Genomic DNA, 16,766 nt, shown 5'->3' on the forward strand with positions numbered 1-16,766 from the left:
GGGGAGGGTAATGACTTGTGTAGATACCGATGCCCAGGGAAAAGAGATGTCTCCTGCAAGGCAAATCGCAAAACGTCGGCGTATTGTAGTCCATGACCTGCGACTTGTTTACTCGGCTGAGTCGATGCGACGAGCGATGGCGGCGTAGGTTCCGCGGCCTCGCCGGCCGATCAACAGTGTGGCCTCGGGCCCCTCGGCGGTTCGCTTGTCGGCCAGTGCGGGCCGGAGCTGCTCCGGCCTTTGCGGTCCCCCGCGGACCTTGATTTCCTGCAACCGTACCGCCAACGCCGCGGCCGCTCGCTTGATCTGTTTAACACCGCCCGATCCGCTCCACAACACGTCGTAGACGCTGGCCAGCGGATGTTCGGGCGGCTGGTCGGTGGTAAAGAAACCGCTGGGTCCGTCCAGTGTCTCCAGGTTCCAGCGCCCCGCGAAAGCCACCGACAAACCGGCCGCCCGCACGGCACCGTCCAAGTCAACGATCAATGATTTGGGTTGGTCGGCCCGTGGCACCTCTTCGCAGGTGGGGTCGCCGGTGAACGAGACTCCGCACCCCGAGCGGTCCACGCGGGTGGCGATGTGATGCCCGGCGGGAAGTGCGTGCTGCAGGCCTCCAAACCAGACGACCTGTTGTCTGACGCTGCCGCGGTGGCTAATCCATTCCGGTTGGCCGGTTTCGCGCCAGCTCGGCGGCAACGGAGCGGCCGGGGCGCATTTGACGGCCGCTCCAAGAGCCGCGTCGATCCAACGCTGGACCACAGGCAGGGGGGGCGAGTAATCCTCCGGACGAATGACGCGGCCCGCGCCGCCCGCTTCGGTACCGGGCCGGCGATCGGGATCGATGTGAACGTAGGGCTTTGCCGCTCGGGCCGTCTCCAACGGAAACCGAGCGGCGTCCAGGCACAGCACGGCCGCCGGATGCGCACCCGGCCGCGACCGCAAGTTCTCGCCGGCCAGCGCGGCGATGGCCGGGTCGCAGTCCAGGGCCACGACCGCGCCCTTTTGACGCAGGGCCAGCGCATCGGCGCCGATTCCACAGCACACGTCGTAGATCCCGGCGGCCTCGGGAAAGCGGCTCGCTTTGTACATCGCGGTCGCCATGTCACTGGCCTGCTGGAGAGCGCGCTGGGTTGCCAACCACGGCCCCGGGCCCAGCTTTTCCACCGCTTTTTGCTGGATTTCCAGCCATTCCAGCACCCAGGCGGCCGCGTCCGGCCCCCACTGACGGCGAAGTCTGGCGAGCGTCCCAGCGGTCGCCGGTGGGCGTTGGCCGGCCAAAACCGCCCAAACCGCTTCGCGCCGCAGCAATAACGTGCGCAGGGCCTCGACCGATAACATCAGGCCGCCCCCCGGCGGATCAGCTGCAGCCCAGCCAATTGACTGTAAAATAGACTGCTCACGAGCATCGGACCGTCTTTTACGTTTGGGAGTGGCGACGGGTGGATAAACAATATGACGTAGTGGTGGTAGGAGCCGGCCCGGCGGGTGGATCGGCCGCGACGATCGTTGCCGAAGCCGGATGCAAGACGTTGCTGATCGAACGCGAAGCGGTGCCGCGATACCACATCGGCGAGTCGTTGATGCCCGAAGTGTATTGGCCCCTCGGGCGTCTGGGAATGCTGGAGCGGATGAAGCACAGCAGTTACGTGGTCAAAAGCAGCGTCCAGTTCGTGACCGGCAACGGCAAAGAATCCGACCCCTTCTTCTTTCGGGAACACGACGATCGAGAGTGCAGTTCGACCTGGCAGGTCGAACGGTCCAAGTTCGACCAGATGCTGTTTGAGCGAGCGGCCGAAGTCGGTGCGGAATGCCTGGACCGAACGCGTCTATTGGATGTCAGGTTCGAGGGCGATCGAGCCACCGGGGTGCAGGTCCGCGACGCCGATGGCAACGTGCACGAGATCGAGGCCAAGGTGGTCATCGATGCGACCGGCCAACAGTCCTTCATCGCCAACAAGCTGAAATTAAAAGAGGTCAATCCGGAACTGAAAAAGCTGGCGATCTGGACGTACTTTGAGAACGCCAAACGCGATCCGGGCGAGAACGAAGGCGCCACGATCATCCTGCAGACCCAGCACAAGAATTCGTGGTTCTGGTTCATCCCCCTGTCCAACGGCCGCACCAGCATCGGCTGTGTCGCCGATCGCGACTACCTGGTCCGCGGTCGCGGCAAACCCGAACAGGTGTATCAGGAAGAACTGGCGATGTGCCCGGGACTACAGGCCCGCCTGAAAGATGCTCGGCAAATCGAGGGCTACCGGACGACCAAGGAGTTTTCTTACTGGACGCGGCGGCATGCCGGCGACGGCTGGGTGTTGGTCGGCGACGCCTTTGGCTTTATCGATCCGGTGTACTCCTCGGGCGTGTACTTCGCTCTGGAAATGGGGATCCGCGCCGGCGAAGCGGTGGTGGAAGGATTGGCCAAGGGAGACACGTCGGAAGCGCAGCTGGGCGGCTGGGCCGAATCGTTCAAAGCCGGCACGCTGTGGCTGCGGAAATTGGTCAATGTTTTTTACACCAAGGAATTCAGCATCGGCCATTTCCTGAAAGAACATCCCCAGCACCGCAGCAACCTGACGGATCTGTTGATCGGACGCATCTTCTACGAGGGTGCCGGTAATATCTTTGAGGATCTGGATCCGGAATTGGAAAAGGCCGTCGCGGAAAAGAAGATGCAAAAGACGTGAGGCCTCCCCGCGGGCGGATGATCGGCGACGCTCAGCGTTGATAGATCGGCAGGTAGTGGTACTTCACCGACAGACTCAGCACGGCCAGGCTGGTGGCGTACACGGTGCCATGATCTTCCTCTTCGCCGTTTTCGGCTAACCACGATCCGTCGCTTCGTTGGTGCTCCAGCAACATCTGTTCGACGTGGTTGCGTGCCGCCCGTGCGGCCTCGCCGCCGCGGCCATGCATGCTCTGGGCATAGTAATACGTTCCGTACAAACAGAACCGATCCTTCCAGCGTGGCGGGTGCTGTTCCAACCATCTCGCCGCCCCGCTCGCCAGCGGCGAGTCGTCCTGGCCGCAGACCTGCATCGCCAACAGCCCCGCGGCGGTCATGGCGAAGGTCGCATTGCGGCCGCCGGGGGTGTAGCTGAATCCGCCGAGCTGTTTCTCCGGCGTGCCGTCTCGATCGAGCGGCACGGTGTAGGACCGATGCAGGTACTCCACCGCCCGGTCGATCGCCGTGGCCGGCACTTGCAAGCCATCGTTTTTGGCCGATCGCAGGGCCATCAATTGCCAGACGCTGACCGACAGGTCGGCATCGTTGGCACTGGGTTGATACCGCCAGCCACCTTGGTGGCCTTCGCGTTTGGGCACCTCTTGGGCGGCCAAAATCAGATCGATGGCGTGCTCGAGGGCATCGTGCATGCGGACGTCTTGCCGGTCGCTGACGCCCATTCCCAGCATCTCGGTCAACATCAGCGTGACGATGCCGTGACCATACATTCGCGAGGAATCCTGTCGTCCAAAATACCCCTGGTCGTCTTGCCGGTTGTCCTGCAGCACGAACTCCAGCGACCGGTTCATGGCTCGACCAGCCGGCGAAAAATCCGTCGGCTGGTGTCCGACACTGGCCATCGCCATCACCGCCAGCGCGGTCATCGCCGTGTCGTTACCGCGACTGGCGATGGCTCCGTCGGGTCGCTGCTGCGCGATCAAGTACCGAATCGCCTTGTCCACGGACGCATCCACGCGGTCCTTGACAAACGGATCGCTCGCGGCCGGCGCCGAATCGGCGAGGTCCTGACCATACGTCGGCGGCTGGCATAGCCCGACGAAACACGCACACACCGACAACCCGATGACGATCCCCGTTGCGGCCGCGCCGCGTCGTCGTGGTGAGCAAAACGATGGTGGGGAAAACGATGTCATGAGTAACAAACCGACAAGCGGAACGGCGGGGTAGGATTTAACGGGCTTCGGCTTTGGCCTGTTCGGCAATCACGCGGAAGTAGGCTTCGACCTGCTGGCGATAACGCTCGGCCACTTGCTCGCGACGCCCTTCGGTCAGATCCTCGGCGGATTTCTCCCGCAATTGCCCCCAATCGCGTCGCGGCTGACGCTCGACACGCTGCAGGGCGAACTGGTCGGGCATCGCAGCTTCGGCTCCCGAACCCGCCGGCAGAGCTTCGCTGGGCTGGCCGGGTGGGGACGGCGAAGCGGCCGAGCGGCGGCGCGCTTGCGAACGAGCGATCGCCATCCTGCGCAAGCGAGCCTCCGCCGCACGGGCCAACGCCCGCGAGGCCGCGGACGGTGGCGAGGCCGCGGAAGACGACGACGACTGATGCATCATGCGATCCAGATCATCCAGCGCCCGGGCCAGGAGTTCACCGCGCGACGGCTCGCCCGTCGGCGCCGCTAAGCCACCGCCGGTCTGTTCACCGCCAGCTTGTTCACCGCCAGCTTGTTCACCGCCAGCCTGTTCACCGCCAGCTTGTTCACCGCCAGCCTGCTCACCGCCAGCCTGTTCACCGCCAGCCTGCTCACCGCCGGCCTGCTCGCCGCCGGTCTGTTCGCCCGCGGCTCGGGCGACGGCGTGTTGACCGAGCAACGCCTCCAACGACGCAGCCTGTTGCTCAAGTGCCTGTTCCGCCCGGCCGACGACTCGATTGGCCTGCATCGCAGTCGTCGGCTCCGCGGCCCCGGAAGGAACGTCTCCTGCGGGTTCGCTCGCGGCAACATCGGCCGGCTCGGCGGCATCCTCTTGTTCTGCCGGGTTCTCGGATGATGACTCCGCGGCCGCTGGCGACGACGCATCCGCCGCCGACTGAGCGGCTTGCCCGAGCGCCGCTTCGGCGGCGTCCAGTTCGTCCGCGGCGGCCTGTTGAGCACGCTCGGCACGCTGAGCCAATTGGTCCGCAGGGGTTTTGCGTCCGAGCCGTTGTTCGTGGCGAGCCGCACGATCCAGATCTTCAGCGACGCGGCCGACATCATCGCCGATCCGCTGCTGTTGCTGCCGGGCCTGAGATAATTGCCCGGAGTCGCTTTCCAGTTGTTCGCCGAAGTCCGTTTGCTGGGCCAGTTCCGCCGCGCGACGCTGCGCGGCCTGGGCGACTTCAGCGGCTTGTTCCGTCAATTGATTGGCCAGCTGGGCGTAGGCGTTGGGTTCGTCCAGCGGCGACGGCCGCCAGTCCTGTTGCTGTTGTTCCGTCTGCAGCGCGTGCTGGCGACGTTGGTCAGCCGCTTCGGCCAGTCGCTGGCTGTTGGCCAGGGATTGCCGGGCCCGCTGCAATTGTTGCTCTGCGCGACGAAGATTGTTCTGGGCCCGGTCCTGATCCGGATTCTTTTTTAATTCGCGCCGGGCCTTTTCAATCTGTTGCTCGGCACTCTTCTGTTGACTGCGAGCGTGCTTGACGACGTTGTCGGCGTGTCGCTTTTCCTGTTCGGCCACCGATCGGAGCTGGCGGGTATCACGGACGCGAGTGTCGTGGATGCGTTTGCGAGTGGCTTCGGCCTTTTGTTGCGTTGCTGTTTGCGTATTCGGATTCTCGTCGGCCGCCCGCTGCTGCGACTGGGCAGTGCTTTGCTGGGCGGTGCGCAGATCTTCGACCGCAGCTTGCAGAGCGGCATCGGCTTGCTGGGCAGCTTTCGCCAAATCCTCCAACAGCGCATCAGGTTGAACCCTGCGAGTCGCCTCAACGGCCTCCTGCAATCGCTCGCCGGCACGCTGTAGTTGCTCGGAGGCTCGATCGGCCCGGCCTTGCTGGGCCGCCTGTTCGGCCTGACTGACCAGATTGCCTGCTGCCTCCTGCAAGTTGCGATGCATGGCCTGCAGTTCGCCGGCCACAAGAGCCTTTTCCGTGCGGAAGTCTTCATCCTGTCGTTCGATTTCACGGCGCAGGCTCTGTTCCTCTTCGGCGGCACGCTGCAGCGCCTGCTGGGCCTGCCGGGCGGAATCGGCAGCAATGTCCGAAAGCGCCTCTTGCATCTCGGGATTACGACGCAGTTCGGCTTCGAGCTGCCGCATTAATGGTTCGGGTTTCTGCGTGGCGGCCTGAGCCAGCTTTCTGGCCTGTTCGTAACGCTGCTCGAATTGCCGCTGGATCCCGAGCTGCCGTTCTTGATCGCGCAGCGTCTGCCGCGTGTCGCTGACATCGGCACCGGTTTCCTGGTTCTGCAAGTGCTCGGCGACGCGTTCGAGCGCTTCGGCGGCTTGCTGTTGGTTGGTGGCTGCCGCATCGAGGGACTGAGCTGCCCGATCGGCGGAATCGGCCCGAGCGGCCTGCTGCATGTGTTGCTGCATGGCCTGGGCCGGAGGCGTTAGCATCGCGAGCGCATCGTCGGCATCCCGCGCCGTCTCGCGTCCCTCGGCGGTCAGCAGGTCCTGGGCATTGGCTTGATCGGTCAGGGCGTCGAGCAACTCCTGGATTTGGCGTTCGATTTCGGACTGCTGTTTGCGCAAGGTGTCCAGCGGGGGCGAAGGTTCTTGGGTTTCGCTTTGGCCGGCGAGCCTCTCGGCCGCCTGCTGCGTTTCCTGGTGCAGCTGGTGCAGTTGTTCGGCGGTGTGCTTGGCCAGTTCGGCCGGCGTGCGGACAAACAAACGCAAACGCTCGCGAGCGTCTTCCATCAACGGTTCGACTGCGGCTGCCACCTGGTCGCCACGCAGCCGCAGTTCTTGCAGGGGTTGCAGCCCCGAAACCAAAGGATTTTTGGCCGATCGTCTGGCGGGAATTAATTCGCCGGCACGGCGGGTGGCCGGCGAATGCCGCAAGTCCTGCGCAGCACGCCGAACCGCTTCGGGATAACCAGCGGTCCGCAGCCGTTCAACCACCAGTTCGGCCGATCGATGCAAGGTTTCCCAGGCCAAGGGATTGGCGATGCGGCCTTCGATCTCCATCGCCTGCCAGCGTTCGGCATCGATCAACGTACTTAATTCTCGCCGGTACTGTTGCAGGTAGTGTCCCGCTTCGAGCGTCTGATAGGCACGGCGCACCTCGTCCAAATCCGCCCGCCACTGCTGGGCGCTGCGGTGATCATGGTAATCCGCCATCAGCTGTGCTTCGACAACGTTGCGAAGCGCCGCGGCGGCCAGGGCCGCATCGGCAGGAAACTGGGGATCGCCGTCCTGACGCAACTGTTGCAGCAAACGCCAAGTGGACATTCGCTGGCCAGCCAGCGCGTAACGTCGGGCCAGTTGCCGGAGTGTTTGCCGCCACCGCTCGGTTGCCTCGCGCAACTCGCTGCTGTCGCCGGAACGTTCGGCATCGACCAACCGGTTGATCGCCGCATCCAGATGGATACGTCCTTCCTGAATGTCGTCGGCGATCGTACCGACCCGTCGATCCACGTTGGCGTACTCGTCGACGATCGGTCTGGGCAGATGTGCATCGATCAGGCTGATTACCAGGCGACCCTCAAGCTCTTCGGCCAGTCGCAAGGTGACCCGTCGCAATTCCTCGGCCTGATGTTCTTCGCCCATCCGTTGATCCAAAGTATCTCGCCACTCGGCGGCCCACGTGCGGAGCCGGCGGAGTGCGTCGTGCGAGCTGGACGGACTGGAAGGCTGTTTGGCTTCGATCCGTTGTTCGATCGCCAACAATTGATTGACGGTGATCGTGTGTTGACGCAGCAAACGTTGCCAGGAGGAATCCGTATCGGAACGAATCAGGCGACCGACGTGAGTTGCCAGGGCAGCCAGGTCTACGGTAAGCGATTGATTGGTGTCGTGGCCGACCATCGCGACGAACCCCTTTTCGCCGCGCCGCGTCAGATCGCGAGAGCTCGAAAGGACGTGCCGCCAGGAGTGAGCTTGACGCTGGCGTTGTCTCCTGTCGTCGTCCGCTTCGCCGTCTTCTTCCTGCCTCTCGCCGGCCCCTGCGTTCTCGGCGGCCCCTGCGTTCTCGGCGGAAGCGCTCGCGGCTGTCTCCCACTGATTGGCGAGCTCGGCCGCCTGCGAGCGGACCCGGTCGACCGCACGGCCGACCCATTGCACCTGAGCCGCATGATATCCGGCCGGCATTTCAGGAAGGATCTTCGCAATTTGCTGCAGCAACGAATTGCTGCGCAGCTGCAGGGCCGTGGCCTGTTGCTGGAAGGCTTCGAAGCGAGCTTGCGGGAGCAGGGGCGCACCGTCTTTCGCCATCGGTTCCAGCGACGCGAAGGCGTCGTCATACAATCGTTCGGTCTCCTCTGCCCAGGCAATCACCGCCGGCACCAAGTCTGCCTTCAGATCCGCCAAGCGGTGACGATCCGGTTCGAAATCGTCGGTCGCGATGACAGTTTGCAGCTCATCCGATACGCCACGTTGCCCCTTGCGGTCGATCGCCGTGACCCGCAGGGCAACCCGATCGCCGGCTTGAAAAGGCCAATCCGTCAGATCCCACTGAAACGCGGCATCGAAGGCAGGCTGGGCGGGAACCTCCAACGGCCGTCGCTGCCAGGGCCCCGCGTTGACGGATACTTCGTACCCCAGCCAGGCCAGCGGCAGTTGATCTTCGACATGGACGGACAAATGCAGCAGATCATGGGCAGGCAGAAACAAAGCGTCGTGGGGCGGATCCAGCAAACGCACTCGAGGCACCAAGTCGGCAATCGGCCGGATCTCGTACTGGGGACTGAAAGGGTTATCAAAGCCATTCGATTCCGCCACCAAATGAAAACGGTAAACATCGGGTCGGAGGATCGGCAATTCGACCGTGTACCGATGGGGCTGGTCACCCGGCGTCATCGACACGCGTCTGGCTTCCTTGCCCGCAACCGATTGGAAAACGACCTCCGCGGTGGACACCGGCTGATTCATCGTCACATCGAGGACGGCTCGGCTGCCGGCCAAGGCTTCCAGATCGCCGTGCGGCTCCTGGACGGTCTTCGGCGGCAACCCGGTGTAGGCCGGGTAGACGTACTGTTTTCGAACCTGCTGGACCAGCGGTCGCGGGGCCGTCGTGACCTCGTAGGTGCGGGTGACCGCGTCGCCGGCGAGGATGCGGTAACGGACGTCCGATTGTCCGACGCTGATGTTGGCGGCAAACCGTTCGCCGTCCGCGTCGAGGGTTCCCGATCCCTCGACCGCAACGTGTTGTGGCCGCATCGGCTCCTTAATCGTTTCGCCATCGGCCGAGGTGATCTCTAGCGTAACGTCGTCGGTCTTTCGTCCACCGATCCGGACCACCACGGCCACGGTCTCCTGCTCGGGCACCTGCAGCGACGCTGGAGACGGCTGGAGGATGGTAACCTGCGTACGAGACACGCGATCGAGATTGGCCATGGGCAACATCGCCCGCGTCATCAGTTGTCGAAACGGCAATCCCGGCAACCACCACAATGCCAGACACAGCGCGGCGAAGACTGCGGCCGAGGACAACCATCGCAGGATCAAACGCAGCGGCAGCAGTTCGGGAACCTGAAGGCCTGCGAGCCGCTTGGCCACGCGATCCTGCAACAGGGCGAGGAACAGGGGCGAACCTTTGTCCGGGGACCGCTCGCCGGCGGCGGACGCACTGGCCGCCGGAGGGTCACTCAGCTCGATAGCGGCCAGCAGATGTTCGTGCAGCACCGGCGCGGCCGCTTCGATGCGTCCGGCCAGGGCCCGGCGATCGGCATCGTGGCGCAGCGGCCGCAGCCCCAGCCCATAGAACGTCGCCAGCGACACCGCGTACCCCAGTCCGCTGAGCGTATACCGCAACGGCGTCGGCAGGACCCAGGACCAATCCAGCGCCGCCACAGCCAGCATGGCCACAAGAAAAACCAGCACCGCAGCGGCCAGTCCGCGGAGCAGAACCAGGACGCGACGACGGCGGCGAAACTGGTCCAGTTTGCCAATCGTAATCGGGTTCAGCGTTACACTCATCACAGCAATCCTGACCGTTTACGAAGCAACCATTCCGCGCTGAGCAGCCCGAGGATGGCCCAGAACCACCAGTAAGAACGCCACAGCAAGGTGTCGGATCGTTCCATCTTGCCGGAACTGAGCGGACGCAGCAAATCGGCCACCTCCGCGGCGCTCGCCTCGTGCAGGTACGCCCCGCCCGACGTCGTGGCCAATTCGCGCAGCAGGCTTTCATGGCACGCCAAGGCGTCCCATTCGCGATTCGCCCGGGGCCGCACCCGGAACTCGGTCCGAACCTTCAGGGCCGCCTCGCTGAATCCCGAAGCCCGCAACGTGGTGCGATACTCGCCGGGGGGAAGCGGATCGGTGCGGCCGCGATACAGCCCGGGCTGGCTGCCAACCGCTTGCAGATTAATCGTGGCGACGACGTCTTCGCCGCGCCACAACAACAGGTCGGTCGTAGCATCCGCGACGGGGCGTCCATCGGGATCCCGCAACCGAACGCGAATGTCCGCCGCCTGTCCCTGAACGTACTCGGCCGGTCCGGTATCCAGCGAAGCCGAGGAGTCGCTGACCGCGAAGGGTGGCCGCATCACCGCCTTGCCGACCTGATTCCAGAACCGCATGTGAAAGCGATCGGCGACCTCGTAACGCCAACGCCAAGAATCCTCGAACGCCACGTACAACACCTGGCCTGCGCCAAAGGGTCGCCGCACGATTGCCGGCTTGGGTTTGCCACCGACGATCGCCTCGACCAATACTTCGGCACCGGCCAGTGGCTCGACACCGACCAACGTGCGTGGGGGCGGTAATTGCTGCCACAACCGGCGGTTCGCTTCACGCTCGCCACTCAGCCGCAGCGGCAACCAATCGGCGCCGGCGGGGGTCAACTGCAGACGCTCGGCGTGTTGCGCCGGCACATCGCTGAAGCGCACCGGCAACAGATCTCCCAGCGGCGTCGGGGCCAGCTGTTTCCATTTGCCCCGCGGCCCATCGACGAGGATCACCCCGCCGCCGCGAGCCACGTACTCGGCCAGCGCCGTCTGTTCGTCGCTGCGGAAAAGGCCCGGATCGATCTCGCCCAAGATGATCAAGGCAAAATCCTGCAAACGTGCCCGAGCGTCGGGAAAGTGTGCCGGTCCCGCGCCGCGAGGCAGACCGGACCGGCCGGCGGCAGGCCCGGCGATCAAGGTGCGGACATCCCAAGCTTCATCGCGCTCGAACAGATTGCGAACATAGCGAGTCTCCCAGCGGCTGCGTCCGTCGATCAACAGCAAGCGATGGTCATCGACGACGGCGGACAAGCGAAACGAGGACGCGTTGTTCTCGACATCGACTTCACCGGCCAGCGGTTCCAAGCGAGCGGTCAATTCCACCGGCAACGACCGCCAATGCAATTCGTCCGCGGCCGCTCGCAGCGAAGACTCGACGACTTCGCGGATCGAAAAATCAAACTCGGTGCGCCGCAGCGGCACGTCCTGCGTCACCAACTGCTGCTGCCACAAGACCTCGTCCCCGGCCCGGATGCTGGCCAGCACGGGTCGACCGGCGGGCCCCCGGTCCTTCCAAACCAATGTTCCTCGCACGCGGTTCTTGCTGGACACCGACTGAGGGTACTGGACCTGCAGAACGGCCAAATCTGCCGGTTCGGTGGTGTCGCCGTAACCGACGCAAATCAGGGGAATCCGCCGAGCGGCCAGCTGTGTGGCCAGCTCCAACGGTGCCGGCCCCTCGGTGTGCCTGCCGTCGCTCAGCAGTACCACGGCGGTGCGAGGCCCCTCGCCGACGTCATCGTGGGCGGAATCATCGCCCGAGCCAGGGTCCGCGGTAGAGACCAAGGCATCCAGTCCCAGACGTTGGGCGATCGGCGTGTTCAGGTTGGTGGCCGAAGCGGTGGCCGAGAGGTCAAATGCCGCGGGCACGTCTTCGCCGCCGGCCGAATCCCACAGCGGCCTGGCTTTCTCGCCCTCCAGTGCACTGACCGACAAGGTATGCGTCGAACGCAGCCGTTCGATCAGTCCTTGCGTTCCGGCCAGCAGTTCCGTCGCCCGTTCGACTCGCGATGAGTCCGGCTCGGCCGGCGACGTTATCGAATCGGTCGTCCGCGGAAGGACCGCCGGGGCGACCACGGTGGCATTATCGTCGTCGCCACGGAGATCGTCCCGGTAGGCCATGCTGGCCGACGCGTCGACGCACACGACGACCTTTCCCAGTTGCCCAACGACTCGGGTTCGCCGCAGCACCGGACCGGTCAGCGTCAGAATGGCCAGAGCCACGGCGGTCGCTCGCAGGGTGGGCAGAACCCAGTGGGCCAGCGGGCCGCTGTCGCGGGTGTCGCGACGATAGAACCACCACACCGCCGAGGCCGCGAGCAACGCGATGGCCAAGCCGATCGAGAACGATAGATCGCCCAGAAAGCGAAGGCTCATCAATGGACCCCCGCGAAGCGTTGCTGCAGAAAGACTTCTAACAGCATGAACACCAGCAACAATCCCAACAGCGGCCGCCAAATCTCGCGTCCGTAGCGGCGGAGGCTGTCGGCATTAAGGTACTCCTGAACCGAGGGGCTGACCGTCGCGCCCAGCTGGTCCGCGACGCGAGCGATTTCGGTGTCGCTCAGTCGAACCAATTGCGACTCGGCCGCCGTGGCCGCCGCGGCGACATAAACCACCTGGTCCGGCGCAGCCGATTCCTGCACGCGTCCGGCCAAGGTATAGACGCCGCGGTGCCGCAGCGGGGGAGATTGAAAACGGTGACGTTGCGGATCCGCTGGCGCCGGCACCTCGGTCCGCTTGCCCTCGGGGCCGATCCACTGCCACGTGCGCTCCGCATCGCCGGGCAGAAGCACCACCGCGCTGTGGCCCACGTCCACGTTTCGTGGCGGCATCCCGCGCGTGGCCATCCAGTTGATCCACTCTTGGATCAGCGGCACAAAGCTGGGTTGCATCGGCAGGTTCGACCAGCGCAGCGACGCCGACGTCCCGACCAACAAAACCACGCCGTCGCCATGAGCGGATTCGGCGATCAACGGCTGGCCGGTTTCCAGACGAGCCACCAGCGTCGCGGCGGGGCGAGGTACTCCGGTTTCGCCGGGTTCGCCGGGTTGGTCGGGTTGGCCGGTTTCCGATGGCACCGGCGCACCTTCGAAGGCCTGCAGCGGATGCCAGTAATAGATGTCCGCGTCAGCCAGAGCGCCGCCGGAGGTCTCGTTAAACAACTGCATCGCCGGGTGCTCGAAGAACTGCGCTGCCAGACGAGCCGATTTTGACGTACCCGAAGCGTCGTTCGCGGGCCCGGCATTGCCTGCTGGCGGGCCGGTGCCGGATCGTTCGCCCAGCGTCATGGGCAACAGGCCCGCACCGGCGGGGCCCAGACGATCGTTGTACCAGTCCACATCCACACGATTTCCGGTGAAGATCAACAAACTGTTTCCGGCAGCGACGAACCGTTCGAGCTGTTGCACCTGTTCGTCGCTGAACCGATTCACATTGGCCAGCACCACGACCTGAACGTCCGCCAGCGTTTCCGCGTTTAAGTCTTCGCGGCCGACGGTGCGGGTGTTGACCAGGTCGGCCAGATCCTGGCGACCAAACGCAAACGGACTGAGGGCCACCGACAGGAATCCGGTCTCGCCTTGCAAGGGCTGGTGACTGGGACGACCGTCGACCAAAAGGACGTTGATGGTTTCCAGAACGTCCACAACGACCTGTCGGCGGTCATCGGCCGGCAGCGTGTCGGTAACCTCCAGCGCCACTTCGCAAACGTGCGAACCGGCACGTTCGAAGGCGTGGGTCAGCAAGACTTGCCGGCTGGCTCGCGGCTCCAGATTGGTCGTCGTCGCGGAGACCATTTCGCCGTCGACATGCAGCCGCACGCGTACCGCCGTGCGAGGTTCGTCGGCGTGGTTATGGATCGTCGCTCGCAGCCGCACCGTTTGGTCCATCCCCACGGTGGCCCGATCCGGTTCTAACGACTGCACCGAAACATTCGGCGCAAGCGTCCCCGTCTCGCGGTTTCCGACCGGGATCAACGTGACGGCCGGGGCGACGGGCAAGTCCTGCCACTGGCGGCGCAGACCGGCCAGCCGCTGGGGATCCAGGTTGTTCCAGTCGGCCCGCTGGAAATCACTGACCAGCACGATCTCGCGGCGAGCGTGGTCCATGCCGGCCGCCGCCACCGTGGCCGCCTGCAGAGCGTCCAGGACGTTCTGCGGACCGGCTTCGGCTCGCAGAGCGCGAAGCTGGTTGTCGACGTGGTTGAGGTCGACGGTGGGACGCGAAGGCATCGCCAGCGGCCGCACGCCGCTGGCAATCAGCTGGGCTTGGCTGCCGCGGGGCAGGGCGGAAATTAACTTTCGCAGACCGGCCGTCGCGGTTTCGATCAACGGTTCCCCATCGCCGTCATACCGCGCGGCCATCGAATAACTGTCGTCGATCACGGCGACCAGCGACGACGGAGTGTTCTGAGGCAGCGCTCGCCAATCGGTCAAAACGGGAATCGCCAACGCCAAAGCCAACAGCACGGGAATCGCACAGCGGATCGCCAACAACACCCACTGCTGCAGCTGGAAGCGACGTTGGTTGACGCGAATCACCGACTCCAACAAGTGCATCGCCCCCCAGTCCACCGTCTGAAACCTGCTGCGATTAAGCAGGTGGATCAACAGCGGAATGGCAAAGGCCAAAGCCCCGAAGGCCAGCGCGCCATTGAGAAACGTCAACCGGATCGCCTCCGCAGCCTGAGGTATTCGGCCAGCACGTCGGCGTAACGCATGTCGGTCGTCACGGGCACCAAGTCGATATGGTTGCGGCGGCAACCGGCTTGCAGCTGTTCTCGAAACGCCTGCAGCCTCTGGATATACACCTGCCGCAGCTGCGCCGGATCGACCGTCTGCCGGTTCCCGGCCGCTTCCAGACAGCGGAACTGGGTGCGCCGCTGAAAGGGAAAATCCACCTCGTCCGGATCCAGCACCTGGAAGACGATGATCTCGTGATGTGCGTGTCGAAAATGCGCAAAAGCCTTCAGCAGTTCGTCGACATCACCGAAACAGTCCGAGATCACCACCAACAGTCCGCGGCGATGCAGCTTGGCCGCCAACTGATGAAACACTTTGCCCAGTTCCGTCTCCCGCTGCGGCTCGGTCCGCGCCAGGGTGGCCAGGATGGCGCGCAGGTGCGACGGCCGGCTGCGCGGAGGAATGATCTGGCGAACCGCTGCATCGAAGGTCACCAGTCCGACGCTGTCCTGTTGGCCCAACAACAAGTAGGCCAGCGAAGCGGCCAGACGTGTCGCGTACTGATGTTTGCTCAGCCCCGCAGCTCGCGAACCGGCATACCGCATCGACCCGCTGCAGTCGACCAACATCGTGCAGCGGAGATTGGTTTCTTCTTCGTACTCGCGGATGTAGTAGCGGTCGGTCTTGCCGTAGATCTTCCAGTCGATGCTGCGGATCTCATCGCCGCGGACGTACTGACGATGCTCCTTGAACTGGACGCTGAATCCCTTGTGCGGCGAACGATGCAGTCCGCTGGCCGCTCCTTCGACGACCTGCCGAGCCAAAACCTGCAGGTGCTTCAGCTTGGAGAGTTCTTCGGGCGATAAGAAGTCAGTAACTCGCAACGGTCCACTCGCGGGGCAAAGAACGACAACGAAGGTCCGTTTACAGCAAACCCGGCTTGGCTCGGGGGATCTCGTTGAGCAACCGGGAGATCAAGTCGTCCACGCCGATCCCTTCGGCTTCGGCACTAAAGGTCGGCACGATCCGGTGCCGCAGAACCGGATGCACCAAGGCCTCGACATCCTCCAGCGTGACGTGATGTCGACCCTCTAGCAGCGCCCTCGCTTTGGCGCCCAGGACCAGTTGCTGGCAGGCACGCGGGCCCGGGCCCCATTCGACATACTCGCGAACCCAGGGCTGCACATCCGCTTCGCCCGGCCGCACCGCCCGCACCAGATCCAACACGAAATCTCGGACGTGATCGGGCAAGGGCACCAGCCGTACGGTCTGCTGGAACTGGACGATCTCCTCGCCGCTGATCACCGGTTCGGCTCGAGCGGTAAAGGTCGACGTGGTCCGGTCGACGATGTCCGCTTCCTGCTGACGCGTGGGATAGCGGACCACGACGTGGAACAGAAATCGATCGCGCTGGGCCTCGGGCAACGGGTATGTACCTTCCTGCTCGATCGGGTTCTGGGTGGCGAGGACAAAGAAGGGTGCTTGCAGGCGGTAGGTGTGACCGCCGGCGGTGACCTCGTGTTCCTGCATCGCTTCGAGCAACGCGGCCTGCGTCTTGGGCGGCGTGCGGTTGATCTCGTCGGCCAACAGCATCTGCGTAAAGATCGGTCCCTTTTCAAAGACCAAGCGGCGATGACCGGTCTCGGGGTCTTCTTGGATGATGTCGGTGCCGGTGATATCCGCCGGCATCAGATCCGGGGTGAACTGGATTCGCCGAAACACCAGATCCATCGACTCGGCCAGGGAGCGGACCATCAGGGTTTTGGCCAGCCCCGGCACGCCTTCGAGCAAACAATGGCCCCGAGCCAAGATGGCGATGAGCAATTGCTCGACCACCTCTTCCTGGCCGACCACGATCTTGGCGACCTGCTGGCGGACGCGCTGGCAGGCTTCGACCAGCCGCGCGGCTCGCGCCAGATCGTCGGCGGGAAGCTTCTTTGAACTCGATGGATTCGGTTCCACAGTCGACACGAGGACACACTCTCTGGGCGAGGAACAAGGCGCGGGCCAGAATCGTTCGTCGCAGACGAAGGCGTCAACGCGGACGCGATGCGAACAGACCCCCGGCGGAAACCGAATCCGAGAGATTTCGGAATCAAGCGTTCGACGCGCACCGCCGAACGCCGGCCTATTGTAGTCGAATGTTCGCGTCCACGCAGAGTGTGATGGGAACGCGTCAAACTGCAGAAGGGGCCCGCATCAGGCCCTCTCCGGGCCTGAGAGCCCAACTCTCCCCGGGGGAGAGTAAAGAGAATTGAC

At 64.2% G+C, this 16,766-nt stretch carries 8 protein-coding genes; 1 reads left to right on the forward strand and 7 read right to left on the reverse strand.

Annotation, left to right across the window (positions count from 1 at the left end; genetic code table 11):
• Window positions 1–108 precede the first annotated feature (108 nt).
• Window positions 109–1,338 carry a hypothetical protein gene (locus GE027_RS17655; protein ID WP_153558545.1) on the reverse strand — a complete coding sequence of 410 codons (1,230 nt, stop codon included), beginning with the start codon at window positions 1,336–1,338 and terminating at the stop codon, window positions 109–111.
• Window positions 1,339–1,439: 101 nt separating this feature from the next.
• Here GE027_RS17655 and GE027_RS17660 point away from each other — a divergent pair, with 101 nt between their 5' ends.
• Complete coding sequence (locus GE027_RS17660) at window positions 1,440–2,687, forward strand: NAD(P)/FAD-dependent oxidoreductase (RefSeq protein WP_153558546.1); 1,248 nt, start codon at window positions 1,440–1,442, stop codon at window positions 2,685–2,687.
• Between the two features lie 31 nt (window positions 2,688–2,718).
• Here the strand turns inward: GE027_RS17660 and GE027_RS17665 are convergent, their stop codons facing one another.
• From GE027_RS17665 to GE027_RS17690, 6 genes are read right to left on the reverse strand one after another with little or no spacing between them, the layout of a single operon-like run.
• A complete protein-coding gene (locus GE027_RS17665; protein ID WP_153558547.1) occupies window positions 2,719–3,879 on the reverse strand; it encodes a prenyltransferase/squalene oxidase repeat-containing protein in 1,161 nt (386 codons plus the stop codon).
• A gap of 37 nt (window positions 3,880–3,916) precedes the next feature.
• Window positions 3,917–9,793, reverse strand: a complete 5,877-nt coding sequence (locus GE027_RS17670) for a hypothetical protein (protein ID WP_153558548.1) — start codon at window positions 9,791–9,793, stop codon at window positions 3,917–3,919.
• Complete coding sequence (locus GE027_RS17675; protein ID WP_153558549.1) at window positions 9,793–12,201, reverse strand: hypothetical protein; 2,409 nt, start codon at window positions 12,199–12,201, stop codon at window positions 9,793–9,795. Before GE027_RS17675 ends, GE027_RS17670 begins: the two co-directional genes overlap by 1 nt.
• Window positions 12,201–14,492 carry a BatA domain-containing protein gene (locus GE027_RS17680; RefSeq protein WP_162006786.1) on the reverse strand — a complete coding sequence of 764 codons (2,292 nt, stop codon included), beginning with the start codon at window positions 14,490–14,492 and terminating at the stop codon, window positions 12,201–12,203. The genes GE027_RS17675 and GE027_RS17680 overlap by 1 nt, the downstream gene beginning before the upstream one ends.
• On the reverse strand, window positions 14,489–15,391 hold the full coding sequence (locus GE027_RS17685) for a DUF58 domain-containing protein (RefSeq protein WP_153558551.1): 903 nt from the start codon (window positions 15,389–15,391) through the stop codon (window positions 14,489–14,491). The genes GE027_RS17680 and GE027_RS17685 overlap by 4 nt, the downstream gene beginning before the upstream one ends.
• Before the next feature lie 40 nt (window positions 15,392–15,431).
• Window positions 15,432–16,478 (reverse strand): AAA family ATPase, encoded by a 1,047-nt coding sequence (locus GE027_RS17690; RefSeq protein ID WP_390621608.1) that lies wholly within the window; start codon window positions 16,476–16,478, stop codon window positions 15,432–15,434.
• Window positions 16,479–16,766 lie beyond the last annotated feature (288 nt).

Origin of the sequence: Roseimaritima sediminicola (assembly GCF_009618275.1) — a bacterium.
In the GTDB taxonomy this organism is placed as follows: Bacteria; Planctomycetota; Planctomycetia; order Pirellulales; family Pirellulaceae; genus Roseimaritima; species Roseimaritima sediminicola.